This window comes from Allobaculum sp. Allo2 (assembly GCF_022701175.1).
Lineage (GTDB): Bacteria > Bacillota_I > Bacilli_A > Erysipelotrichales > Erysipelotrichaceae > Allobaculum > Allobaculum fili.
The window spans coordinates 906,260-929,176 of sequence record NZ_CP078088.1 but is presented as its reverse complement, the minus strand read 5'-3'; the positions used below and the strand labels follow the sequence as shown (position 1 = coordinate 929,176).

General features: G+C 50.5%; 26 protein-coding genes, 3 rRNA genes and 1 pseudogene. 14 read left to right on the top strand and 16 right to left on the bottom strand.

The window, feature by feature from the left end; translation table 11 throughout:
• Window positions 1–84 precede the first annotated feature (84 nt).
• From KWG61_RS05360 to KWG61_RS05335, 6 genes and pseudogenes are all read right to left on the bottom strand, one after another.
• The gene (locus KWG61_RS05360) at window positions 85–264 is read right to left on the bottom strand and encodes a hypothetical protein (RefSeq protein WP_242745178.1); all 180 of its coding nucleotides are present in this window, start codon (window positions 262–264) and stop codon (window positions 85–87) included.
• Between the two features lie 87 nt (window positions 265–351).
• A complete protein-coding gene (locus KWG61_RS05355; RefSeq protein WP_230267658.1) occupies window positions 352–1,314 on the bottom strand; it encodes a hypothetical protein in 963 nt (320 codons plus the stop codon).
• Window positions 1,293–3,041 (bottom strand): annotated as a pseudogene (gene thrS, locus KWG61_RS05350) (threonine--tRNA ligase). The gene KWG61_RS05355 and the pseudogene thrS overlap by 22 nt, the downstream one beginning before the upstream one ends.
• Before the next feature lie 539 nt (window positions 3,042–3,580).
• Window positions 3,581–3,856: a hypothetical protein gene (locus KWG61_RS05345; RefSeq protein ID WP_230267656.1), complete on the bottom strand. Its 276-nt coding sequence runs from the start codon at window positions 3,854–3,856 to the stop codon at window positions 3,581–3,583.
• A gap of 147 nt (window positions 3,857–4,003) precedes the next feature.
• Window positions 4,004–4,552, bottom strand: a complete 549-nt coding sequence (locus KWG61_RS05340; RefSeq protein WP_242745177.1) for a hypothetical protein — start codon at window positions 4,550–4,552, stop codon at window positions 4,004–4,006.
• 5 nt (window positions 4,553–4,557) lie between these two features.
• Window positions 4,558–4,812 carry a hypothetical protein gene (locus KWG61_RS05335; protein ID WP_242745176.1) on the bottom strand — a complete coding sequence of 85 codons (255 nt, stop codon included), beginning with the start codon at window positions 4,810–4,812 and terminating at the stop codon, window positions 4,558–4,560.
• Window positions 4,813–5,068: 256 nt separating this feature from the next.
• Here KWG61_RS05335 and KWG61_RS16020 point away from each other — a divergent pair, with 256 nt between their 5' ends.
• Genes KWG61_RS16020 through KWG61_RS05300 form a run of 8 tightly spaced genes read left to right on the top strand, consistent with a single transcriptional unit; the run spans window position 5,069 to window position 7,228 of the window.
• Entirely contained in the window at window positions 5,069–5,308 is a 240-nt protein-coding gene (locus tag KWG61_RS16020) for a Tex-like N-terminal domain-containing protein (RefSeq protein ID WP_256460795.1), read from the top strand.
• Window positions 5,226–5,585, top strand: a complete 360-nt coding sequence (locus KWG61_RS05330; RefSeq protein WP_256460794.1) for a Tex-like N-terminal domain-containing protein — start codon at window positions 5,226–5,228, stop codon at window positions 5,583–5,585. Before KWG61_RS16020 ends, KWG61_RS05330 begins: the two co-directional genes overlap by 83 nt.
• Entirely contained in the window at window positions 5,569–5,805 is a 237-nt protein-coding gene (locus KWG61_RS05325; protein WP_242745175.1) for a hypothetical protein, read from the top strand. Before KWG61_RS05330 ends, KWG61_RS05325 begins: the two co-directional genes overlap by 17 nt.
• On the top strand, window positions 5,802–5,951 hold the full coding sequence (locus KWG61_RS05320; RefSeq protein ID WP_242745174.1) for a hypothetical protein: 150 nt from the start codon (window positions 5,802–5,804) through the stop codon (window positions 5,949–5,951). The genes KWG61_RS05325 and KWG61_RS05320 overlap by 4 nt, the downstream gene beginning before the upstream one ends.
• On the top strand, window positions 5,936–6,715 hold the full coding sequence (locus tag KWG61_RS05315; RefSeq protein ID WP_242745173.1) for a helix-hairpin-helix domain-containing protein: 780 nt from the start codon (window positions 5,936–5,938) through the stop codon (window positions 6,713–6,715). Before KWG61_RS05320 ends, KWG61_RS05315 begins: the two co-directional genes overlap by 16 nt.
• Window positions 6,691–6,750 (top strand): hypothetical protein, encoded by a 60-nt coding sequence (locus KWG61_RS05310; RefSeq protein ID WP_242745567.1) that lies wholly within the window; start codon window positions 6,691–6,693, stop codon window positions 6,748–6,750. The genes KWG61_RS05315 and KWG61_RS05310 overlap by 25 nt, the downstream gene beginning before the upstream one ends.
• Before the next feature lie 5 nt (window positions 6,751–6,755).
• Window positions 6,756–6,911, top strand: a complete 156-nt coding sequence (locus KWG61_RS05305) for a hypothetical protein (RefSeq protein ID WP_242745172.1) — start codon at window positions 6,756–6,758, stop codon at window positions 6,909–6,911.
• An 11-nt stretch (window positions 6,912–6,922) separates the two neighbouring features.
• A complete protein-coding gene (locus KWG61_RS05300; protein WP_242745171.1) occupies window positions 6,923–7,228 on the top strand; it encodes a S1 RNA-binding domain-containing protein in 306 nt (101 codons plus the stop codon).
• Window positions 7,229–7,378: 150 nt separating this feature from the next.
• Here the strand turns inward: KWG61_RS05300 and KWG61_RS05295 are convergent, their stop codons facing one another.
• The 5 genes from KWG61_RS05295 to KWG61_RS05275 form a co-directional block, all read right to left on the bottom strand.
• Window positions 7,379–7,564: a hypothetical protein gene (locus KWG61_RS05295; RefSeq protein ID WP_242745170.1), complete on the bottom strand. Its 186-nt coding sequence runs from the start codon at window positions 7,562–7,564 to the stop codon at window positions 7,379–7,381.
• Complete coding sequence (locus KWG61_RS05290; protein WP_242745169.1) at window positions 7,552–8,619, bottom strand: hypothetical protein; 1,068 nt, start codon at window positions 8,617–8,619, stop codon at window positions 7,552–7,554. Before KWG61_RS05290 ends, KWG61_RS05295 begins: the two co-directional genes overlap by 13 nt.
• Window positions 8,620–8,745: 126 nt before the next feature.
• A complete protein-coding gene (locus KWG61_RS05285; RefSeq protein WP_230267652.1) occupies window positions 8,746–9,168 on the bottom strand; it encodes a nuclear transport factor 2 family protein in 423 nt (140 codons plus the stop codon).
• Window positions 9,169–9,262: 94 nt separating this feature from the next.
• Entirely contained in the window at window positions 9,263–11,152 is a 1,890-nt protein-coding gene (locus tag KWG61_RS05280) for a heavy metal translocating P-type ATPase (protein WP_230267651.1), read from the bottom strand.
• Window positions 11,153–11,154: 2 nt separating this feature from the next.
• Window positions 11,155–11,370, bottom strand: coding sequence for a cation transporter (locus KWG61_RS05275; protein ID WP_230267650.1), 216 nt, complete (start codon window positions 11,368–11,370; stop codon window positions 11,155–11,157).
• A 219-nt stretch (window positions 11,371–11,589) separates the two neighbouring features.
• Here KWG61_RS05275 and KWG61_RS05270 point away from each other — a divergent pair, with 219 nt between their 5' ends.
• Window positions 11,590–11,964, top strand: a complete 375-nt coding sequence (locus KWG61_RS05270) for a helix-turn-helix transcriptional regulator (RefSeq protein WP_230267649.1) — start codon at window positions 11,590–11,592, stop codon at window positions 11,962–11,964.
• A gap of 109 nt (window positions 11,965–12,073) precedes the next feature.
• Here the strand turns inward: KWG61_RS05270 and rrf are convergent.
• The 3 genes from rrf to KWG61_RS05255 form a co-directional block, all read right to left on the bottom strand.
• Window positions 12,074–12,181: ribosomal RNA gene (gene rrf / locus KWG61_RS05265) — 5S ribosomal RNA — on the bottom strand.
• A gap of 110 nt (window positions 12,182–12,291) precedes the next feature.
• A 23S ribosomal RNA gene (locus KWG61_RS05260) occupies window positions 12,292–15,159 on the bottom strand.
• Window positions 15,160–15,428: 269 nt separating this feature from the next.
• Window positions 15,429–16,954 (bottom strand): 16S ribosomal RNA (locus tag KWG61_RS05255).
• Together the 16S, 23S and 5S rRNA genes form the textbook arrangement of a ribosomal RNA operon.
• Window positions 16,955–18,052: 1,098 nt before the next feature.
• On the opposite strand from KWG61_RS05255, the gene KWG61_RS05250 reads away from it, so the two are divergent.
• From KWG61_RS05250 to KWG61_RS05235, 4 genes are read left to right on the top strand one after another with little or no spacing between them, the layout of a single operon-like run.
• A complete protein-coding gene (locus KWG61_RS05250; RefSeq protein ID WP_242745168.1) occupies window positions 18,053–18,496 on the top strand; it encodes a hypothetical protein in 444 nt (147 codons plus the stop codon).
• The gene (locus tag KWG61_RS05245) at window positions 18,445–19,455 is read left to right on the top strand and encodes a glycoside hydrolase family 2 protein (protein WP_242745167.1); all 1,011 of its coding nucleotides are present in this window, start codon (window positions 18,445–18,447) and stop codon (window positions 19,453–19,455) included. Before KWG61_RS05250 ends, KWG61_RS05245 begins: the two co-directional genes overlap by 52 nt.
• The gene (locus tag KWG61_RS05240; protein ID WP_242745166.1) at window positions 19,401–20,081 is read left to right on the top strand and encodes a hypothetical protein; all 681 of its coding nucleotides are present in this window, start codon (window positions 19,401–19,403) and stop codon (window positions 20,079–20,081) included. The genes KWG61_RS05245 and KWG61_RS05240 overlap by 55 nt, the downstream gene beginning before the upstream one ends.
• Window positions 20,078–20,320, top strand: a complete 243-nt coding sequence (locus KWG61_RS05235; protein ID WP_230268466.1) for a hypothetical protein — start codon at window positions 20,078–20,080, stop codon at window positions 20,318–20,320. The genes KWG61_RS05240 and KWG61_RS05235 overlap by 4 nt, the downstream gene beginning before the upstream one ends.
• 262 nt (window positions 20,321–20,582) lie before the next feature.
• Here the strand turns inward: KWG61_RS05235 and KWG61_RS05230 are convergent, their stop codons facing one another.
• A complete protein-coding gene (locus KWG61_RS05230; RefSeq protein WP_242745165.1) occupies window positions 20,583–21,749 on the bottom strand; it encodes an MATE family efflux transporter in 1,167 nt (388 codons plus the stop codon).
• A complete protein-coding gene (locus KWG61_RS05225; protein ID WP_242745164.1) occupies window positions 21,749–21,922 on the bottom strand; it encodes a hypothetical protein in 174 nt (57 codons plus the stop codon). Before KWG61_RS05225 ends, KWG61_RS05230 begins: the two co-directional genes overlap by 1 nt.
• 645 nt (window positions 21,923–22,567) lie before the next feature.
• Here KWG61_RS05225 and KWG61_RS05220 point away from each other — a divergent pair.
• A complete protein-coding gene (locus KWG61_RS05220) occupies window positions 22,568–22,816 on the top strand; it encodes a helix-turn-helix domain-containing protein (protein WP_242745163.1) in 249 nt (82 codons plus the stop codon).
• The last annotated feature ends 101 nt before the right edge of the window (window positions 22,817–22,917 follow it).

Here is a 22,917-nt window from a genome sequence, read left to right as displayed (position 1 = left end):
TTTGAAAACAGCGCCGCGAAAAAAGAAGACAGCTTTTGCGGCTGTCTTCTTCTCATTTTACTGGATCTTGAATCCGTCGCCGGTTCAGTTTTGCCACAGTTCCTTTTGCAAAACGGGTGCGGGCGTATTGAAATACGGCGAATGTTCAATGTTTTCGAAAATGAGAAATAACATGTACTGCTCAAACGTAAGGCCTAAAGACTGGGCTTTATCTTTCAGAAACTGTACATGTGCCTGTTCTTCGTTCATGACATGGCCCTCCACAAGCTCAGTGTAGGCAAAGCCTGAGGAAGGAAAAAGTCCAATGCCTGAACAAAGAAAGGACTGGCATTTTTATTTCTCAATCGTGTCTTACTTTACAAGCAGACCTTCCGGCAGTTTCATGCCAAAGACGTCGAGGAATTTGGTGATGTCTTCTTCTACATCAGCGGCTTTTTCAAAGTGGATGTTCTGCTGTGCCCAGGTCTTGGCTGCGAGTTTCGCATTTGGAACACCGAGTTTATCCGGTGTGAGCAGATCGACATCTTCTTCGATCTTGGCTTCGTCTGCCGTTTTCAGATAGTCAGCCATTTTGTCGATGGCATTCTGGTAATCTTTGGCGTGATCTTTCTTCACGAACAGAGCGGCCTGCGGATAGCCTTTCTGGCTGGTTTCGTGTTTTTCCTGCCAGAGCTGCTGCAGATCGGCCTGTACTTTCAGTTCGGTACCGTTTTCCTTGGCTTTGGCTACAGCACCAGCGGCTGCAGGCTGTGCAAGCAGAGCGGCATCCACTTTTCCGGAAACCAGAGCGGTAGACGCTTCGGCTACCGACGGATAGTATTCGCTGGTCGCCTGCAGATCCGGATAGACTTCATCAAAGACAAGTCCAGGAACAGCGCCTTCGCCAAACAGAGCGATTTTCATATCCGGCGCATTCCAGGTTTCATCGGCGCTGACTACATACAGGTTGCCCCAGGTCAGAACGCCTTCAAGCTGATAGGCTTCAGCTTCTTTCCAGGTTTTTACACCCAGGTTGATTGGAGCGACGATCATATCGTAGTCGCCCTCTTTCTTGGACAGTTCGCTGACCAGCAGATCCTGGCCTTCAACATATTCCACATCCGCGTCATCGACTTCGAGGCCAAGTGTAGCTAGAGCCGGTGCACCCTGCGGGCAGAGTACTTTCAAAGGTTCAGCAAGAGCCGTTTCCGATCCTTTGGACGATGTGGAAGATGCTTCGCTGCTGGATGCAGCAGGAGCTGGTGAGCTGCAGGCAGCCAGGCCGAGTGCGAGCAGTCCGCACAGGGCGGGTTTTAATCGATGGTAAAGAGACATTTGTCGTCAACCTCCTTCTTAAAGCGATCAAGAGCCTCATTGAGCGTCAGAGTTACCGCGTCCTTGCTTCCGGATTTACGGATGGTTACCGTTCCGGCTTCCATATCGCGGTCGCCGACAACAAGCTGATACGGAATTTTCTTCATCTGGGCTTCACGAATGCGGTAGCCGAGTTTCTCATTGCGATCATCGACGCTGACACGCATGCCGAGTTTTTCGAGGGCATCTGCCACTTCTCTGGCGTACGCCGCATGTTTTCCTGATGAACCGGAATGACAACGAACTGTTTCGGGGCCAGCCACAGCGGGAAGTGACCGCCGAAGTGCTCAATCAGAATACCGATAAAGCGTTCGATGGATCCATAAATTACACGGTGCAGCATGAGCGGTGTTTTTCTCGAGCCGTCCGCATCTACGTAAGTGCATTCAAAACGTTCTGGCAGGTTCATGTCGAGCTGGATCGTTCCGCACTGCCAGTCACGGCCGAGGGAATCCTTGATATGGATATCCAGTTTCGGTCCGTAGAAGGCGCCGTCGCCCGGGTTTACGGTGTAGTCCTTGCCGGCTTTGACGCAGGCATCCGCGAGGGCTTTTTCGGATTTATCCCAGATTTCGATGGTTCCGATGTAGTCCTTTTCCGGACGAGTGGACAGTTCGATCGTGTACGGCAGACCGAATACGCCGTAAATCTGGTCGATCAGATCCAGAACGCCCTTAACTTCGGATTCGATCTGATCCGGAGTTACGAAAATATGCGCATCATCCTGGGTAAACGTACGAACGCGGAACAGACCGTTCAGCGCGCCGGACGCTTCGTGGCGGTGAACCTGACCCAGTTCGCCGATTCGCAGCGGCAGATCCTTGTAGGAGTGCAGGTCGTTGTTATAGACGAGCAGCGCACCCGGGCAATTCATAGGCTTGATGGCAAAATCGCGGTCGTCCACTTTGGATGTGTACATGTTGTTCTTGTAGTGATCCCAGTGGCCGGAGCGTTCCCAAAGTTCACGGGACATCATGATTGGTGTCTTGATGAACTTGTAACCGTTTTGGCATGAATGTCGTACCAGTAGTTTTCAAGCAGATTCCGCAGAATCATACCATCCGGCAGGAAAATCGGCATACCTGGTGCATATTCCGAAACCGTAAACAGGTTCATTTCACGGCCAAGTTTCTTGTGGTCGCGTTTTTCGCTTCTTCGAGCGCTGCCAGATAGTCGTCGAGCTGTTCCTTGGTATCAAAGGCAATACCGTAAACACGCTGAAGCATTTTGTTGTTCTTGTCGCCTTTCCAGTAGGCGCCGGAGTGCTTGAGCAGTTTTACGTTTTTCAGTTCTTTCACGGAATCCACGTGCGGTCCGCGGCAGAGGTCGGTAAATTCACCCTGCGAATAGACGGTGATGTTTCCGTCTTCGAGTCCGTCGATCAGATCTTCCTTGTACAGATCGTCCGCGAACATTTCACGGGCTTCTTCCTTGGACACTTCGCGGCGAACAATGCGCTTGCCGTCCTTGGCGATCTTCTTCATTTCCTTTTCGATTTTGACGAGGTCTTCATCGGTCAGACTGACATCGCCAAGATCCATATCGTAGTAGAAGCCATCGCTGATGACCGGTCCAACCCAGAACTTTGCCTGAGGATACAGACGTTTCACTGCCTGCGCCATCAGATGGGCTGCAGAATGGTTCAGCGTAGAAAGATGTTCATCTTCAAGAATGTTGATGAGTTCCATAACAGTTTCTGTCCTTTCTTGCGAGTGTGATTTCATGCCTGTCGAATCTGTTCCGCTCTCCGACAGACGCTTTGCCTTTTGGGCATAAAAAACGGCAGGAATCCATAAGGACGCCTGCCGTGCGCGGTACCACCTTAGTTCAGACTGCTTCTTTCTTCCAGCAATGAAATGCGTTCGATCTTCATGTCGAACAAGAATCCGATCGTTTGAATTCGATATCCAGCGGATCGGGTGGAACAGGAAGAACCATTGACGAAACAGCCAGCTCTTGACGCCTTAACGCGGACGAACGGCACACCTTTTCAGGGGCGATTCCAAGGAGTAATCTTCCGGTTCTTCAAAGAGCTCGCATCGACCGCTCTTCTTTCTGGATCCAAATCTCGGAAAACCATGTCCTTTTCAGCATCGTTGCCCTGATTATAAGGCGCTCTGTGAACTTCTGTCAAAACGATGCCCGCACCATGCAGACTTTCCCAGAGCTTTTGTGCGAACCGGCAAAAGATAGAAAGCGGCTTCTACTTTGCCGGTCTGAATGCACCTTATCGGCGGCGAAAGCGGCGGGTCAGAACAGGAACCGCACAGAGGACTGCCGCCAGCGTTGCCGCTGCCGCAAACAGCCATTCCGCCGGAAAACCTGGCATCGTCAAGCCGTCTGGAAAGAGCAGGATTTCGATCGCCGACTGCACATGGGCGATCAGAACCAGGATCGAAAAGCCGAAGACTACAGCCAGCGCAGCGATGCCGGCTTCGAGCAGAGCGATTTTCTTTCCGGATTTTTCGATGGTACCCGTAAGCAAAGAAGATTTGTTTTTCATAGTTGTACACCTCATCCTTCTCTTTTCGAAAAGAAACCGGCTTTCGATCGACCTTTGAGGAAGGATCGAACCGCTTTCTTTCTTTACCTGCATTTTACCGGCCGTAAACGAGGCCCTTTGGGATGGGGTGAATTTGGCAGAAATCGTTTAGCGCTTTGCTTCTTTCAGTTTCTTTCGCAGGGCACGAAGCTTCTCCTTGTCGTCATTGGAAATGCGCAGGCTTTCCACGCACTTGGCGATCGCCCGCAAACGAACATCCCGAGAAATCGCTGGATCCTCCAGAATGGACCAGGCCAGATCCGGCTTGTAAATCATCACTTCACAAAGCATCCAGCCCTTTATGTCGATCAGCTGTTTCGTGTCGTTTTGCCCTTTCGCCTGCAAAGCCAGATCGACCCATTGTCTGGCATCCGGCCGTTTTGGGGCCCGCTTTAAAATCCAGAGGAGACCAAGGCGCACAGCGTATTCGTTTTCGTTTTGGAGAAAATCGCTGGCCATGCTCAGCAGATCTTCATCGCTTAAATACCGAAAGCTCAGTCCGTCCGTAATCGCCCAGGATGTGCAGGCACACAGAAAATCTTCTGCGGCGCTTCTGGCTTCCTGTGGATCTCGAAGTTCATTGAGAAGACGAACGTGCAAAAGATCTTCTTCGTAATAGAGATGCGGCTTTTCCTGAAGAAATGCTGTCTTTTGCACCGGGGTCATTTTCTTTTAATCGCATCCAGGTCCCCGACCCGAACGCCAAGAACGCGGGACGAATCGATCGTCGGCGTCAGCGAAGCGGAAAAGGCGGCCCGTCTGGGATTGGCGTACGCTTCGATCTGCGTACGAATGGGCAGCCTTTCTCTCGTTTCATCCAGCTCTTGTACGGGATCGTGTGCCTGTTCGTATACTTGCTCGTATACATGACCGCACATTGGCTCGTGTCCTTGTTCTTTTTCTGCATGAGCTTTCATGGCCTTTCTTCCTTTCTTTTTCGCCAATTCGTAATTGGAAATCCTCATTCTCTACAATATATATATTCGTCCAGATCCGTTGGCTTTTTCGTCGGCTCTATGCGGCGCATCCAGACGCTTTTGGAACGCTTTTATCCGCTTCGAGTTTCTTGTGAACTGCCCTTTGACTGGGCTTCAATTCAGCTTCGATTCGGCCTCGATCCTGCATCTGTCATCGATCCGATTGCATTCTCTCTTCTGGATGATATCCTGAAAAATGGATATCTTAAAACGTACCGCCGAACTTCTCGGCCTGCCTGAGCGTCAGGTTCAGGCTGCACACGATCTGCTCGAAGAAGGAGCCACCATTCCTTTTATCGCCCGCTATCGCAAGGAGCAGACCGGTTCTCTCGATGAGGACCAGCTGCGAAACATTGAACAGACCTGGAAATACCAGACCGCTCTGCAGGAGCGAAAGGAAACCGTTCTGGCCGCGCTTCAGGAAAAAGCGTTCTGAACGACGATTTGAAAAAGCCGTTCTCGATGCTGCAACTCAGGCGGAGCTGGAAGAAATTTATCGTCCCTACAAGGAAAAGCGCAAAACCAAAGCATCCGCCGCGATCGAAGCCGGGTTTGGTCCGATTGCGGATTCTCTGTTCGAACTCAAAACCCGTCCGGATACGCTTGATGACGATACCCTCGAACAGGCCGGCTACATTCTCGCCGAACGCATTGCCAACACCCCTGCCGTCCGTCAGGCCGTTCGCAAGGAGCTTCTTGAAAAGAATCCCTGACGAGCACGCTGAAAAAGATGCCGAAGATCCGCAGGGCATTTATGAAATGTTCTACGACTTCACCAATCCGATCAAAACCATTCCGCACCATCGCGTCCTCGCTATGGACCGGGCGGAAAAGGAAAAAGTCATCACCGTATCCATTACCAGCGACAACGAAGACATCGAACGCCGGATCCGGCAGATCCTTTTGGCCGCAAGCCGGTCAGCGACTGGATGATGGCCGTCATTCATGACGCGCTCATCCGTCTCATTCTGCCTTCCGTCAAACGCGAAATCCGCAGTGAGCTGCGCGAAAACGCACACAAAAAGCCATTCAGGGCTTTGCATCCAATCTCGAACACCTGCTCATGGCTAGACCGTTAAAAGGACAGGTCATTCTCTCATGGGATCCAGGCTACCTGAACGGATGCAAGCTGGCCGTTCTTTCCAAAGAAGGCAGCCTGCTCCATACGTGCGTCGTCTATCCGTTCAAGCACGGATCCAAAGTGGCTCCGGAAGCCCGCTTTTATCAGGAAGCCGTCGCAAAAACGAAGGAACTGCTGCGCCGCTTCCATCCCACGCTGATCGTCATCGGCAACGGTACTGCCAGTCAGGAATCGATCGAACTGATTTCTTCGATTCTTCCCGAATTCCCGGAAGTTTCCTATGTGATCGGAAACGAAGCCGGCGCTTCGGTTTACTCCGCTTCCCCGCTGGCCAAGGAAGAATTCCCGGATCTGCCCGTCGAAGAGCGTTCCGCCATTTCCATCGGGCGTCGCATACAGGATCCGCTTTCCGAACTCGTGAAAATCGATCCCCAGTCTCTGGGCATTGGCGAATACCAGCACGATGTGTCCCAGAAGCAGCTGCGCGAAACGCTCGACTTTGTAACCGATAAAGTCGTTAACCGCGTCGGTGTCAACGTCAACACGGCTTCCGTCAGCCTGCTTCGCCATATCGCCGGTCTGAAAAAGCCGCAGATCAGCAAAATCCTGAAAGCCAGAGAAACCGTCCGTTTACAGACCGTACGGAACTGGCGAGTCTGCTTTCCGATACGATTTATGAGCAGAGCATCGGCTTTTTGCGCATTCACTCCGGATCGAACCCGCTTGATAACACCGGCATTCATCCCGAAAGCTATCCGTTAGCCGCCCGGATTCTGGAAAAACGAATCTGTCTTTAAACGACATGCACAGCGATGGGTTTTCCAGAACGCTCAAATCCCTGAATGCGCAGCGTCTGTCTCAGGAACTGGGCAGCGATCCGTATACGGTAAGCGACATTTTAAGCGAACTCGCCTCCCCGGACTCGACCCGCGTGACGCGCTCGATGGCCCGATTCTGAAGAAAGGCATTTTGCATCTGGAAGATTTGCAGCCGGGAATGGAAATGGAAGGCACCGTCCGCAACGTCACAAGCTTCGGCGCGTTCGTCGACATTGGAGTTCATGAAGACGGTCTGGTCCATATTTCCCAGCTGGCAGACCGCTTTGTCAAAGATCCCAATGAGATCGTTCATGTCGGTCAGGTCGTACGCACCCGCATTCTTGAAGTCGATCCCAAGCGCAAACGGATTGCACTGACCATGCGCAGTCAAACGGCACCGGAAGCTTCGAATCGTTCCGCCGATCGCAAAAATCGCAGACTGCCAAAACGTCGATAGACGAAACAAAGGCAGGCAAAACGAAAATAAGCCAAAATAACATCAAAAAAACAGTCCTCGATTGCAGGAAGCGTTTGATCGCGTACCCGCAAAGAGGACTGTTTTTGTATGTTCAACTATCTGAATGCTCCGATATCTGGATGCTTCGAGTCACGACTCAGGCTTTTTCTTTTTAAGCAGCTGATCGATGGTCGGACCCTGACGAAGACTGGGAAGCAGAGCCGACATGCCTGCATAAATATTGAGCAGGCAGAAGACGAGGAAGAAGAGGCCGCTGGCTTTGTTCATGTACGGAATTTTTGTCAGCAAGTCGATTCCGCCTGTTACAAAGCCCATGCCCGAGCAGAACATGGCCAGCGAACGATACGCCGGTGCCTTTCGCGTGGCCGGAATGATCGCGACCAGATACAGACCCGCAAACAGCTGAACCACCCCGAAAAACGTCGGCTGAATCGAAAGGAAATCACGTCATGCAAAGACTGGAGCGAGAGCGTAGATCCTGCAAACAGACCAAAGCAGACCGCGAAAATCAGATTAAGCGAACCGTAAGGCGAACCTTTAAACATATTGATCAGGGCACTGCAGTAAAAGATAATGCCAAGAACGATACGAATAATACCGGCAGACATCACCGAATCATCGCCCAGACCGAAAAACGGAATGGCAAAGCTCAGGCTGCCAAACGTCGCGCAAATAAAGGCGACAATCATATCCGGGCTGCTCAGGCGTTCCTGACGCGGATGAAGCGGTTCTTTACTCGTCTTATCCGCTTTGGATTTCGGATAGGACGGCAGACCGGCTGTCTTCTCGCTTTCCTTAAAGAAGGATTTGCCTTCCGGCAGCGGAAAGCCAAACTCTTCGTACAGTCTGGACAGACCATAGTAAAAACTGAGCATCGCAAAGACAAACATCAGCCAGCCGCCAAGGACGAGAACGCCATGGAGTTCGAACGTATCACCGATGCCCAGGCAGAGCAGACCGAGGCCGACAATCAGTGTCCGCAGAAAAATATAGCCAGGCTGCATTCTTCTCCGCCAGGCAGCGCTGATCGTTAAGATAGCACCAATCATATACATGACCCCATAGAGGACCGGATGATACGGGGCGCCGATTACGCGCATGCCTAAGGCAACCAGCGTATCCACACCGGGAATAAATCCGAGAAGAATGGTTGCGAGAAGGTTGGTATTGCCGCGCGAAAAACCGCGGACCATGTTAATTAAAGAAGCAATCAGCGTACCCGCCGAAAGCAGCAGCCAGACCATGCTCAAGGAAAAGAGCGTCAGGTTGTCAATCGACGGAAATACCGAGACGTACCAGATCAGCAAGGCGAAAATCGCAAAGAAAAAGGCCAGGGCGCCATCTGGCGAAGCAATAGTAGAGCGTTTCATATGGATCTCCTATCCAGTCTCAAAACTGGATCGTTTAATTTTGTCCTGCCAAATGACGCCCTGTTCGCCCTCAGGCCTGATCCGGCAGAAAATGAAAAATCCGGGAAAGTCCCGGATTCTGCATGCTTAGCGTACCGATTTGGATTCGATCTGAATCGTACGTTTTACGATGTACCAGAAACCGTTGACTTTTACCAGCGAGTCAAGATAGTACACATATTCATCGGTGGTGACGATTGGATCGTTCGTGCGGGTTTTCACGATGCAGCTGGTAGCCGCTGTCGCACTCTGATCGAGATGAATCAGATCCACAACTGTGGAGCCGCTGTTATGGAAAATCAGATCATACTTTTCCATATGGCTGGCAATGTGTTCGCGGATAGCTTCTCTTCCGGTTAAATCGACCGCAGCCTTTCCATCTTCTTCAATCGTGAATTCTGCGTCGGCAGAAAAGGCTTCAAGGACTTTATTCAGATCCTTTTTGTCCAGATTTCTGGAAACCTCACCGATCAGTTCGGCGATCTCCAGCTTGTTTTCATGTTCTTTCATATGGATCCCTCCTTCTTCTATGATAGGAAAAACCACGCGATTGCGATCGAATGGTGCCCGCGTCCGCTCTTTCCTTCAAAAAAGCCGGGGCTGATTATTTCAGCTCCGGCGTATTGAGACGGTATTTGCGCGTACGCAGGGCACGCATGGAATTGAGAATGCAGAGAACGGAAACACCGACATCGGCGAATACAGCGCCCCACATGTTGACGATACCCAGTGCGCCAAGCACGAGCATCAGAATTTTAACGAAGATCGCGAAAATGATGTTCTCGCGGGCAATCTTCAGGGTGTTGCGGGAAATACGAATGGCGGTAATCAGCGAATCGAGCTGATCGTCCATCAGAACAACGTCCGCGGCTTCAATGGCCGCATCGCTGCCCAGGCCGCCCATTGCAATACCGACATCGGCCATGCCCAGTACCGGCGCGTCGTTAATGCCGTCGCCGACATAGGCGGTAATGCCTTCCTTGTTCTGAAGAATCTTTTCCAGCCATTCGACTTTCTGCTCCGGCAGAAGCTGGGCGTGTACTTCGTCAATGCCAGCCTGTGTGGCTACCGCTTCGGCGACACCTTTGGCATCACCGGTAAGCATGACGAATCGTTTTACGCCATATTTGCGAAGCAGATCGGTAACGGTTCTGGCTTCTTCTTTGGGCTCGTCAGCAACTTCAATCACTCCGGCAAGTTTCTGATCGCAGGCGGTGTAAACCACAGTTCCAAAGCCAGATCCTTTCGGCAGGTCATCGGCCGGAATGCCTAATGAAAGCATCAGCTTTTCATTGCCGACGGCAACCGATTTTCCATCGATCTGAGCAATGATGCCTTTACCGGCGACTTCTTCGACATTGGAAACGCCCTCTTTCGGGTTTTCCAGTCTGGCCGCACGCTCAATGCTTAAGGCAATCGGGTGCGTCGAATACGATTCCGCTTTCGCGCAGAGTTGTAAAAGCTCTTCGCGCGGTATGGATACCGGGGTAATCGATGTGACTTCAAACGTACCTTTAGTCAGCGTTCCGGTCTTATCGAAAACAATGGTTTTGACATCGGCCAGATCCTGCAGATATGTACTTCCCTTAACGAGAATGCCGCAGCGGGAAGCGCCGCCAATTCCGCCAAAGAAAGCCAGAGGTACGGAAATAACCAGAGCACACGGGCACGAAATAACGAGGAATTCCAGTGCGCGGTAAACCCAGGTTGCCCATTGTCCTGTGATCAGCGAAGGGATAATCGCCAGAGCGATGGCACTGCATACAACAATTGGCGTGTAGACACGGGCAAATTTGGTGATGAACTGTTCGGAACGGCTCTTCTTGTCGGTCGCGTTTTCAACCAGATCGAGAATGCGGGAAACCGTCGAGTTCGAGAATTCCCGGCTGACTTTGACATGGAGCAGTCCGTTCTGGTTGATGCATCCGGAAATGACTTCGTCGCCAGGACGAACCGTTTTCGGAACGCTCTCGCCGGTCAGCGCGGACGTATCGATTGAACCGGTACCGGTAAGAACCGTACCGTCCAGAGGAATGCGTTCACCCGGTTTAATGACAATCGTCTGACCGACTTTGACTTCATCCGGATCGACTTCCTTCACGGAGCCGTCTTCTTCGACCAGGTTGGCATATTCCGGACGGATATCCATCAGTGCGGAAATGTTCTTGCGCGAGCGCTCCAGCGCGTAGGACTGGAACCATTCGCCGACCTGATAAAACAGCATAACCGCTACGGCTTCAGAGTATTCGCCAAGAGCGAAGGCACCCAGGCTGGCTAAGGTCATCAGGAAGTTTTCATCCATGAAGTCCTTGTTTTTAATGTTCTTGAGTGTTTTCTTGAGAACACCCCAGGAAATGTAAAGATAGATGGCCAGATAGAGAAGCGCCTGAAGAAGGGCTGGCCATTGAATCCAGATTGAAGAAAGCGCAAGCGCTGCATAGGCCGCCGCGCTGATCAGGATTTTCCTGAGATTTTTCTTTTGTTTCTTTGTCATAGCTATCTGTAGATCACAACGTCATCATCGATATACGCCATGCGCTTCGCGATGGATTCAATGATGGCTTTCTGTGATTCGGCCGGGGCTTCAATGACGAGTTTCTGCGTCATCAGATTGACCGAGCACTTTTCAACTCCTTCCGTCTGTTCTGCACAGCTCTGCAGTTTCGAAGCACAAGTGGGACAGTCCACTTCGATTTTGTATGTTTTCTTCATAACGTTCTCCTTTTATGACTATGTTTTTTTATGACTATGTTTTCTTCCTGTTTCTGGGATACATTGAATCACTTATTAGTTGAACGATTGTTCAACTATTTACGTTTCTATTATATCGACTCTGCATGGGTTTGCAACAGAAACATCCCCATTTTCTGAACGGATTTGAATGGCCTTCTGGGGCGGGCTCTAGAGAATGATTTCGCGTAAAAACGGATCATGCGGTATGATACAGGCATGAATACGCATGAACCTCTGTACGAAAGCCTGGATCAGGCAGCCGTAGAAAACGCCATTGAATCGCTTCCCTGTCCGGAAATTCTGGAACGGCTGGCGGATTTTTATAAAGTCATGGGCGATCAGACCCGGCTGAAAATTCTGATTGCGCTGGAAAAGAAAGAACTGTGCGTGTCGGATCTGTGCAATGTGATCGGCATGTCCCGTTCCGCGGTTTCCCATCAGCTCAAGGCGCTTAAAGCCGCCAAACTGATCCGCAGCCGGAAAGACGGAAAAGCTGTGTACTACTTCCTGGATGACGAACATATCCATTCCGTTGTGAAAGTGGCCCTCACCCACATTCTTGAAGAAGATTAGTTTCTTTTTCAAAGCCGCTTTGGTCCGCCGATTCCATTCGGTTTCCAACGCACAGAAAAATCCCCGAAAGATATCGGATTTCTCCTTTATCCTTCGGGGATTTCATTTTGTCTGGCAGCTTCCTATCTTTGCCTTGCGGCTATTGTCGGCGTTCTGCAGCTTAACTGACCGGGTTCGATATGTTTCCGGGTGTATCCTGCAGGCTATCGCCACCATACTTAGATTTTTGAATGGATCTTCCAAAAACAAACATCAGTCTTCCAACATAACGATCTAACGCGATCGTTGGTTTCGTAGTGGCTTCTTGCGTATAGCTTTCTCGAATCTTAGATTAAGCTTTCGACCGATTAGTACTGGCCAACTCCGCGAATCACTTCGCTTCCATCTCCAGCCTATCGCCTTGTCGTCTTCAAGGGGTCTTATATACCGCAGATCTTATCTTGGGCTCGGCTTCGCGCTTAGATGCTTTCAGCGCTTATCCGATCCCTGCTTGGCTGCCCGGCTATGCTACTGGCGTAACAACCGGTGCACCATTGGCAGGTCCATCCCGGTCCTCTCGTACTAAGGACAGCTTCCCTCAGATCTCCTGCGCCCACAACAGATAGGGACCGAACTGTCTCACGACGTTCTGAACCCAGCTCGCGTACCGCTTTAATGGGCGGACAGCCCAACCCTTGGAACCGAATCCAGCTCCAGGATGCGATGAGCCGACATCGAGGTGCCAAACCCCGCCGTCGATGTGAACTCTTGGGCGGGATCAGCCTGTTATCCCCAGGGTAGCTTTTATCCGTTGAGCGACGGCCCTTCCATTCGGCACCGCCGGATCACTAATCCCGACTTTCGTCCCTGCTCGGCTTGTCGGCCTCGCAGTCAGGCGCGCTTATGCATTTACACTCTATATCTGGTTTCCATCCAGACTGAACGCACCTTTGGGCGCCTCCGTTACTCTTTGGGAGGCGACCGCCCCAGTCAAACTGCCCGCCTGGCACTGTCTATGAGTTTCCTCTATGTTAGGGCTTCAAATCATCAGGGCGGTATCCCAACGTCGGCTCCAAGAATACTGGCGTACTCTTTTCTTCGCCTCCCGCCTATCCTGTACATGATCATCCAAAACCCAATACCAGGCTGCAGTAAAGCTCCATGGGGTCTTTCCGTCTAGTTGCGGGTAACCTGCATTTTCACAGGTACTAAGATTTCACCGAGTCTGCTGCCGAGACAGCGCCCAAATCGTTTCACCTTTCGTGCGGGTCAGAACTTACCTGACAAGGAATTTCGCTACCTTAGGACCGTTATAGTTACGGCCGCCGTTCACTGGGGCTTCGGATCACTGCTTCCTCCTTGCGGACTCACAGATCCCCTTAACCTTCCAGCACCGGGCAGGTGTCACCCCATATACTTCGCCTTACGGCTTTGCATAGAGCTGTGTTTTAGTTAAACAGTCGCTTGGGCCTTTTCACTGCGGCTCTCTCGAGCGCCCCTTCTTGCGAACGTACGGGGCCATTTTGCCGAGTTCCTTGGCAACAGTTCTCTCGCTCACCTTACAATTCTCTTGCCGCCCACCTGTGTCGGTTTTGGTACGGGCCAAGATAAAGTATCGCTAGAAGCTTTTCTTGAAAGCCGCTCCATGTGCTTCGCTACTTTCCAAGGATTTCGCTTACCTCTAACGCTCTGTACCTCCTGGTCCGGATTTGCCTGGACCGGTACTGCCGCGCTTCGCCCTCAATCCATTAAGAGGGTCACACTTCCCGTCTTTGTCACTCCATCGCCTTTATCTCAGGTGCAGGAATCTTCGCCTGCTTTCCATCTGCTTCGCCTGTCGGCTGCGCATTAGGTCCCGACTGACCCGGGGCGGACGAACCTTCCCCGGAATCCTTGGGCTTTCGGTGTGCAGGATTCTCACCTGCATCTCGCTACTCACACCGGCATTCTCACTTCCATGTCCTCCACATCCCCTTACGGTAATGCTTCAATGAACATGCAACGCTCCCCTACCACTAAATACTCTAGTACTTAATCCGCGCTTTCGGCAGACAGCTTAGCCCCGGTACATTTTCGGCGCAGGGCCACTCGACTAGTGAGCTGTTACGCACTCTTTCAAGGATGGCTGCTTCTGAGCCAACCTCCTAGTTGTCCGTGCGTCCCCACATCCTTTTCCACTGAGCTGTCATTTTGGGGCCTTAAACGGCGGTCTGGGCTGTTTCCTCTTGAGCACGGACCTTATCACCCGCACTCTGACTGCCAACGACTTCCCGCTGCGGCATTCGTAAGTTTGATTCCATTCAGTACCCCGGATGGGGCCATCATGAATTCAGCGCTCTACCTCCGCAGCCATAACATTGACGCTAGCCCTAAAGCTATTTCGGGGAGAACCAGCTATCTCCGGGTTCGATTGGAATTTCTCCGCCAGCCACAGGTCATCCGCCAGCTTTTCAACGATGGTCGGTTCGGTCCTCCACAAAGTTTCACCTCTGCTTCAACCTGCCCATGGCTAGATCACCCGGTTTCGGGTCTGCTCCTGACTACTTGCCGCCCTCTTAAGACTCGCTTTCGCTTCGGCTTCGCGTTTTCCCGCTTAACCTTGCATTCAAAAGCAACTCGCCGGTTCATTCTACAAAGGCACGCCATCACCCTTGGTCGGGCTCTGACTTCTTGCAGGCATACGGTTTCAGGTTCTCTTTCACTCCGCTTGCGCGGTTCTTTTCACCTTTCCCTCACGGTACTCTTCTCTATCGCTCACTCTTACTTATTTAGCCTTGGCGGATGGTCCCGCCTGCTTCCAACAGGATTTCACGTGTCCCGTTGTACTCAGGATTCCGCTCCTTACTTGACTCGCTTGCCGGTACAGGGATTTCACCTTCTCTGTCCGCGCTTTCCATCGCGTTCCCGTTCGCTCGTCTTTCATTTCCAGCGGTCCTACAACCCCATATCGCTATGGTTTGGGCTCTTTCCCTTTCGCTCGCCGCTACTCGGAAAATCACTTTTGTTTTCTTTTCCTCCGGCTACTTAGATGTTTCAGTTCACCGGGTTTCTCTCCATTTGCATGGATGACTGGCTATAAAACCAGCCGGGTTCCCCATTCGGATATCCGTGTGTCGTCGCTTCCCTGACAGCTCGGCACGGCTTTTCGCAGCCTGGCGCGTCCTTCATCATTCAAGAGTGGCAAGGCATCCTCCGTACGCCCTTCCTTGCTTGATCTAGTTCTCTAACTTTGGTTCTAGTTATGCTTGTTTCGAGATTTTTCTATTTCGTAAGAACTGTTCCACTAACTGTTTCCAACTTTCGGTTAAATCTTTATTACTCTTCAACTTTTCGTTAGACCTTCTGTTATGTCTTCTTACTGATGCTCGTTTTTCAAAGATCCATTCTCTGGAAGATCGCTCTTCCAAAACCTCACAGACAAATCCTCACTCATTACTCTTTGCCATCGGCTTTCACCAATGGACTTCCTTGTACTTTCTCCTTAGAAAGGAGGTGATCCATCCCCACGTTCCCGTAGGGATACCTTGTTACGACTTAACCCCAGTCGTCGGCCCCGCCTTAGACGACTCACTCCCTTTAAGGGTTATGCCGTCGGCTTCGGGCGTTGCCGGCTTCCATGGTTTGACGGGCGGTGTGTACAAGGCCCGGGAACGTATTCACCGCGGCATGCTGATCCGCGATTACTAGCGATTCCAACTTCATGAAGTCGGGTTGCAGACTTCAATCCGAACTGGGACGTCTTTTATGGGGTTCGCTTCCCTTCACAGGTTCGCTTCCCTTTGTAGACGCCATTGTAGTACGTGTGTAGCCCAGGCCATAAGGGGCATGATGATTTGACGTCATCCCCGCCTTCCTCCGGTTTGTCACCGGCAGTCTGATATGAGTTCTCAACTCAATGGTAGCAACATATCACGAGGGTTGCGCTCGTTGCCAGACTTAACTGAACATCTCACGACACGAGCTGACGACAACCATGCACCACCTGTATGGACGGTAACCTCCAACTTATCTCTAAGTCTTCGCGTCCTATGTCAAGGCCTGGTAAGGTTCTTCGCGTTGCTTCGAATTAAACCACATACTCCACCGCTTGTGCGGGCCCCCGTCAATTCCTTTGAGTTTCACACTTGCGTGCATACTCCCCAGGCGGAGGAGTCACTGCGTTAGCTTCGGCACCGGGGTCCTCCCTCCGACACCTGCTCCTCATCGTTTAGGGCGTGGACTACTAGGGTATCTAATCCTATTTGCTCCCCACGCTTTCGTGCCTGAGCGTCAGCAACAGTCCAGGCGGTCGCCTTCGCAACTGGTGTTCTTCCATATATCTACGCATTTTACCGCTACACATGGAGTTCCACCGCCCTCTCCTGTCCTCTAGCGTGCCAGTTTCCAAAGCCTGTACCGGTTAAGCCCGTACCTTTCACTTCAGACTTGACGCGCAGCCTGCGCACCCTTTACGCCCAATCATTCCGGATAACGCTTGCCACCTACGTATTACCGCGGCTGCTGGCACGTAGTTAGCCGTGACTTTCTGGCGGGGTACCATCAAAAGAAAAGCATTTCCTCTTCCCTTCCTTTTTCCCCGCAACAGAGTTTTACGATCCGAAGACCTTCTTCGCTCACGCGGCATTGCTCGTTCAGGCTTGCGCCCATTGACGAAAATTCCCTACTGCTGCCTCCCGCAGGAGTCTGGGCCGTGTCTCAGTCCCAGTGTGGCCGATCGCCCTCTCAGGCCGGCTATGCATCATCGTCTTGGTGAGCTGTTACCTCGCCAACTAACTAATGCACCGCAGATCCATCCGTCCCCCAGGCAAACGCCTGTTTCAAAAGAAGAAGATGCCTTCTTCTTTCCTATGGGGTTTTAGACTTCGTTTCCAAAGCGTATCCCCGGGTATGGGCAGGTTATCTACGTGTTACTCACCCGTTCGCCACTGATATCCGAAGATATCCGTTCGACTTGCATGTATTAGGCATGCCGCCAGCGTTCATCCTGAGCCAGGATCAAACTCTCCATTTGATATTGACTCAAACGCTTATGCGTTTAATGTTTCGTGAATAAATGATTGTTCGAGTACTTATTGTGATTTTAAGAATCGACGTTGTGTATTTCGAATTTCTTGATCTGTCTGTAAAGTTTTCAAAGAGCCATCTGTTTGTGAGAAACTCGATATCTCTCACAAGGCTTGCTTATCATATCATCATCAGAAATCTCTGTCAACAGCTATTTGTGAATTTCTTCATGATTTTCACTTAAGCTGTTTTCTTCGATATCTAAAGGTGATTTGACGACTGAGAGAAGCAATTCACCTCAGCGCTCAACTATAATAACACGGGCATCGAAGCGATGCAAGCATTATTTGTGAATTTTTAAAATATTTTCACGAGTTGATTTCAAGTGCTGTTTCCTTGCGCAAACAGCTTCCTTATTTAATCAGAGATCCCCAAACAAGGTCAAGTAAATGCATCGGATCCTCGGTGACTTTTTGCTCAAATGAGCCGTATGCTTCTTATTTTTCAAAAGGATGTCTTTCTGAATGCCTCGAATGGTTCCATCTCTTATAAAGCCAAATCTGGTTTCCGCTATCAGCCGGAAAAAGCCGAAAAGGCTTTGTATACTGTTCGTTTATCTTCGGGCTGCTTTCTGCCTGTCGATCGAAGCAGAGCAAACGGACGCCACTGCAATATGCTTAGCGAAAGTTTACGCTCACGAAGAAATCCGATCATTCCTCTCAGGAGCGAACGAATAAAGACTGCCTTCTACTGAACGTTTCTATCCTATTTATTTTATATGGGAGCCTCTGTATGGCTTAAGTGCCCGATATGGATTCATGGATGCCAGAACGTCATTTTTTCTGGCGTCTTCTCCTTCCTCGTTTGCTTTCTCATCCCACCTTTCCATTTGTTCGGCTGCATTTTTCTTTTACGTCCGTGCACAAATCAACGGGAAATCGATAAATGTTTACTAAATCATGTTTTCAATTTCAGGTAAAAGCTAAAACGAGGCTTGGAAAGGCTTACAATAGCAGCTTTTCGGATGGACGCTCCCTCGAACGCGTCACGTCAGACAAAATCCCCTGTGTTCGTCTGAGACATTCGAAGAGAGGAAAGGAGAAATATGAAAACACTCAGACAATGGAGTCTGCCCGTGCTGATGGTCCTGCTTTCCATCAGCATGCTGCTGCCAGGACAGATCCAGACAGTCGCTGCGAACGAAACCGATTCGCCGCAGACGGTTGAACAGATTACTGCCGCCGACGGGCGGGAGAAGCTGAACTTCAACCAGGGCTGGAAATTTGTCCGCGCAAATATTCCAGAAGCTGTTCAAGTCGACTACCCCCAGTCCGAACTGGAACGCTGGGAAAATGTCGATCTGCCGCATCCCGTTCGTTTGGAAGAATACAATGCGAGCGGCGGCAAAAACTATCAGGGAGAAGCGATGTACCGCAAGCACTTCTACCTGGATGAATCCTATGCCGGAAAAAACTTTACTTCGAGTTTGAAGGCGCCATGGGCGTTACCGATGTATGGGTCAACGGGACCCATCTTCAGTGCCCGTTAGCCAAGCTGACCGGAAGCAAAGATGGAAACCATACCCAGTACGGAGGCTATCTTCCCTTCGTCCTCGATATTACGGATGCCGTTCACTGCGATGGCGAGAAAAACGTCATCACAGTCCTGACCGACAACCGGGACAATGGACTGGTTCCTCCCGGAAAGCCGCAGGGCAGTCTGGACTTCTCGTACTTCGGAGGTATTTACCGCAACGTCTATCTGCATTCCGTGGAATCGGTTCATATCACCGATGCGACGTATGAAAACATCGAAGCCGGAGGCGGAATTCTGATCGATTATCCGTCGGTCAGTGAACAAGAAGCGACCGCCGTTGTCAAAACGCACGTGCGCAACGAAACCGATGCAGACAAGCAAGTCACCCTCAAGTCGACATACGTTGATCCGCAGGGCAAAGAAGCGCTCACCAAAAGCTCAACCGTAACGATTTCAGCCAGTGATGCGCAGACGATCGCGCAGAATTTCAAATTCGAAAACCCGCAGCTGTGGGATCTTGATCACCCCAATCTGTATACGCTCGTTTCCACCGTTACCGTCGACGGCGAGGAAGTGGATCGAACAGAAACCACAACCGGTATTCGTACCGTCATCTTCAGCGCCACGGAAGGCGTAAAAATTAACGGGAAGCATCTGGGATTCCTTTCCGGTGTCAACCGTCATCAGGAATATCCGTACATCGGCTATGCGGCATCGGACAACCTGCAGCGCAAGGATGCCATCCTGTATAAGAACGCGGGCTTCCAGATCGTTCGCACCGCCCACCACGCCCAGTCGCCGGCATTCCTCGACGAATGCGACCGGCTTGGCATTCTCGTTGTAGAAGCCATTCAGGGCTGGCAGTACTGGAATGACAACCCCGTATTCGCAGAACGCGTAAAAACGATACGCGCCAGATGTTGCGCCGCGACCGCAATCACCCCTGCATTTTCGCGTTTGAAACATCGCTGAATGAATCCACCGGCGTTCCGGCTGGATTTACCAACTCGCTGGAAGAAATCGCAAAATCCGAAGGACCTTCCGTTCGCACAGCCGTTGAAGCCTATGATGATTCAACGAAAGGCGATATCGTCTGGGGACGCCCGGAAGAACTTAAGAACGATACATCGCAGTCCTTCATTCGTGAATACGGCGACTTCTGGCTTGAACAGTACGGCTACTTTACCGATACGTGCCGTGTCACCCGCGGCCCGGGTACTTACTACCCCGGCGGAGAAGAGCGAATGGTAGAACAGGCCAACAATCGCCTGTACAACGGCTTCCATTTCGAGGGAACAGGAGTAATCTCTTTAGCCGAGGGTAAAAAGCTGTATACCGACAGCAATAAACGCATGGCCGGTATGACCATGTGGATTGGTATCGACCATAACCGCGGATACGATCCGACGATTTCCGCCTGCGGTATCTGGGATCTGTTCCGCCTTCCGAAATATTCCTACTATGCGTTTGCTTCCCGGCGTCCTGTGGAACACGACACGGACATGGAAGCCAAAGGCATTGAAACCGGCGAAACGATCTTTATCGCCAGCACCTGGTCCAAAACCGCACGCTTGAAGCGGTATTCGAAGCCGATGTGATCTATACGCCAGACTGGACACTCCTCGATCAGGTGATCACCAAATCAAATTCGGTTTTCAAACAGAAAGACAGCTACCAGGAAGCAAACTGGACCGCCTTTGAGAACGAGCTCAACCGCGCAAAAGACCTGCGCAAAAACAGTAAAGCCGAACAGGATGCGATCAACGCCCAGTCCGCTTCGCTGAACCAGGCGCTCCTCAAACTGAGAAAAACACCTTCCGCAAGTCTGATCCGCTAAAAGCAATTCGCAGTACAAACTGAATTCCATAATTAAAACTGCGGCAGATCCCATCCATAAAGGATCTGCAGCTTTTACGTCTTACTTCTAATGTCTCTGGATTCGTTGCTGTTTCTTTTCTGATTCCTATTCGAGCCGGAAATACGAAAAGCCGAAGAATACGGGATTTCTCCTTTATTCTTCGGCTGTTTTGTTTTTGCGATTGAGTATAAAACAAATTGAAGTCCCAATCGGACGTACGTCCGATCTGGCATGTGAATGGCTAAGCTGTGGCTGCACTTAAATGCTTTACCGTCTTTCTTTTAATTCTCTGCCATTCCAGAACGGAGATTCCAGCGCAGAGAATTTCCGTAATCACAAACGAATACCAGGAAAGATCAAGACCGAAGAGACGGGCAAGAACCCAGGTAAGCGGAACAGGAAGAACGAGCTGACGAAGCAGGGTGATCACAAGACTGATTCCTGCATACCCAAGGGCTTGAAACGCAGAGCAGAGAATCATCGATACGCCAGCGAATACAAAGCTCCAGGAAAGGACGCGCAGGCAGGGAATGCCGATCGCATACATGGACTGATCCGCATTGAACATCGAGAGAAGCTGAGACGGGATCAGCTGGAACAGCACCGTTCCAAACACCATGATGGCACAAGCCAGAAGCAGTGAAAAACGAACCGCCGGGACGATCCGATCCATTCTTCTCGCACCATAGTTGAACGCGACAATCGGGATGAGCGCGTTGCTCAGGCCCATAACCGCCATGAAAACAAATTGCTGAAGACGGGTATAGACATTGAATACCGAAACGGCCATAGACGAAAACGGCATCAGAATCCAGTTCATGAACACAGACATAAAACTCATAACTGCCTGCATGACCATTGCCGGAATGCCGATTTTCAAAATGCGGCCAAGCAGTACCGGATCCCAGCGGAACATTTTGAGATTTGTATGAATCTCCGGGACTTTTCGATAGGTGATCCAGATTCCTAACCCCATGGCTACGATCTGGCCAATCACGGTTGCAACCGCCGCTCCCGCCGTACCCATATTGAAGGTGAAGATGAACAGCGGATCCAGGAAAATATTAATCAGAGCGCCTGTTCCCTGAATAGCCAGGTTATACATCGGACGGCCCACCGCCTGCATGATTCGCTCGTACGTGATCTGGAAGAAGATTGCAAAGGAACAGCCGCAGCAAATCTGTAGATATACATTTCCCTGCATAAGCACTCCCGTATCCTGCGTGAAAAGCGCAAGGAATGCCCATGATCCAAACAGACCGAACAGAAGGAAAATCAGCCAGTTGATCAGAGAAAGAAACAGACCGTTCAGAACTGCCTGACTCGCCATTTCCCGATTATGTTCTCCAAGATAGCGGGAAAGGACCGTATTGAAACCGACACCTGTACCGCAGGCAATGGCGATCATCAAACTCTGTATGGGGAACACAGACTGACCGAAAGCAGTGCTTCCTGAGAGTAGCCGGCCACGTACATGCTGTCGATAATATTATAGAGAGCCGACATCAGCATGCTCAGTGCAATTGGCACAGACATGGACAGTACCAGACGGCGGATCTCCATCGATTCCATTTTATGCATCAAAAAACCTCCAATGGTGTACTCTATCACACGCGTCACCATTCCCAAAACCTCATCCCCGGCTTCTCAGACGGCTGGCCTAAGGGCTTTGGACCTCCCATTTCCAAAGAAAACTCTCCGTAAGATACCGGATTTTGCCTTTATCTTTCGGCGAGATTCCTCATTCCTGAACAGAGTCCCATTTCATTCAGCTGTTTTTAGTCGACCGCAGTTTGACGATTGCTTGAATTCGCTAAAGATACGAAAACGTGTCAGCCATAAAAGAAACTATCACTAACTAACTAGAAGATTCCTGCGTAATCGGGTCAGGCAGCTTCTCGGATATTCATTTTATCCCTCACTATCAACTTTCTGCCTCACTTCAACCGGTTCTGGTTGAACATCAACTGATTCTGATTAAACATCAACTGATTCTGGTTGAACATCAACTGATTCTGGTTGAACATCAACTGATTCTGGTTGAACATCAACCATTTCTGGTTGAACATCAACTGATTTTCAGGATAATCCGCCCTCTCAGTTGATGTTCAATTTTTCTGATAATATCATCAACTTAGAGAAGTCTGTTCGCCAGTTCCTCACGCACTGCCTCCAGGCTGAAAAGAGGAATCTTGTACTGCTTATATCAATGAAAGGAGAGCTTGCATGACCGACCAGGAAAAACTGAATTCAATCCTTCAAAACGGAGAGCATCTTACTCTAGAATGTAAGAAAGCAGCCAATGAGATCCCGAAAGATTTATGGGAAACGTACTCATCTTTTGCCAATACGCATGGAGGCACTATTTTATTAGGAATTGAAGAAAACCTTAAAGAATTCGACAGAGCCAAGCGATTTACCGTTCTAGGTGTTTCGAATCCAAACAAAAGGAAAAAGAATTCTGGGACACTATGAATGGAGAAAAGTCAGCGCAAATATTCTTCTGGATCAGGATGTCCAGATCCTGAATATTGACGACAAGTCCGTTCTGCAGATCGATATTCCTCGCGCGTCCT

Coding starts and splice junctions, on each gene's coding strand:
- KWG61_RS05355 (WP_230267658.1), bottom strand. CDS start 1,314: ATGTCTCTTTACCATCGATTAAAACCCGCCCTGTGCGGACTGCTCGCA.
- KWG61_RS05345 (WP_230267656.1), bottom strand. CDS start 3,856: ATGAAAAACAAATCTTCTTTGCTTACGGGTACCATCGAAAAATCCGGA.
- KWG61_RS05335 (WP_242745176.1), bottom strand. CDS start 4,812: ATGAAAGCTCATGCAGAAAAAGAACAAGGACACGAGCCAATGTGCGGT.
- KWG61_RS16020 (WP_256460795.1), top strand. CDS start 5,069: ATGGATATCTTAAAACGTACCGCCGAACTTCTCGGCCTGCCTGAGCGT.
- KWG61_RS05320 (WP_242745174.1), top strand. CDS start 5,802: ATGATGGCCGTCATTCATGACGCGCTCATCCGTCTCATTCTGCCTTCC.
- KWG61_RS05315 (WP_242745173.1), top strand. CDS start 5,936: ATGGCTAGACCGTTAAAAGGACAGGTCATTCTCTCATGGGATCCAGGC.
- KWG61_RS05305 (WP_242745172.1), top strand. CDS start 6,756: ATGCACAGCGATGGGTTTTCCAGAACGCTCAAATCCCTGAATGCGCAG.
- KWG61_RS05295 (WP_242745170.1), bottom strand. CDS start 7,564: ATGGGCTTTGTAACAGGCGGAATCGACTTGCTGACAAAAATTCCGTAC.
- KWG61_RS05290 (WP_242745169.1), bottom strand. CDS start 8,619: ATGAAACGCTCTACTATTGCTTCGCCAGATGGCGCCCTGGCCTTTTTC.
- KWG61_RS05285 (WP_230267652.1), bottom strand. CDS start 9,168: ATGAAAGAACATGAAAACAAGCTGGAGATCGCCGAACTGATCGGTGAG.
- KWG61_RS05280 (WP_230267651.1), bottom strand. CDS start 11,152: ATGACAAAGAAACAAAAGAAAAATCTCAGGAAAATCCTGATCAGCGCG.
- KWG61_RS05275 (WP_230267650.1), bottom strand. CDS start 11,370: ATGAAGAAAACATACAAAATCGAAGTGGACTGTCCCACTTGTGCTTCG.
- KWG61_RS05270 (WP_230267649.1), top strand. CDS start 11,590: ATGCGGTATGATACAGGCATGAATACGCATGAACCTCTGTACGAAAGC.
- KWG61_RS05250 (WP_242745168.1), top strand. CDS start 18,053: ATGAAAACACTCAGACAATGGAGTCTGCCCGTGCTGATGGTCCTGCTT.
- KWG61_RS05245 (WP_242745167.1), top strand. CDS start 18,445: ATGGGCGTTACCGATGTATGGGTCAACGGGACCCATCTTCAGTGCCCG.
- KWG61_RS05240 (WP_242745166.1), top strand. CDS start 19,401: ATGTTGCGCCGCGACCGCAATCACCCCTGCATTTTCGCGTTTGAAACA.
- KWG61_RS05230 (WP_242745165.1), bottom strand. CDS start 21,749: ATGATCGCCATTGCCTGCGGTACAGGTGTCGGTTTCAATACGGTCCTT.
- KWG61_RS05225 (WP_242745164.1), bottom strand. CDS start 21,922: ATGCATAAAATGGAATCGATGGAGATCCGCCGTCTGGTACTGTCCATG.
- KWG61_RS05220 (WP_242745163.1), top strand. CDS start 22,568: ATGACCGACCAGGAAAAACTGAATTCAATCCTTCAAAACGGAGAGCAT.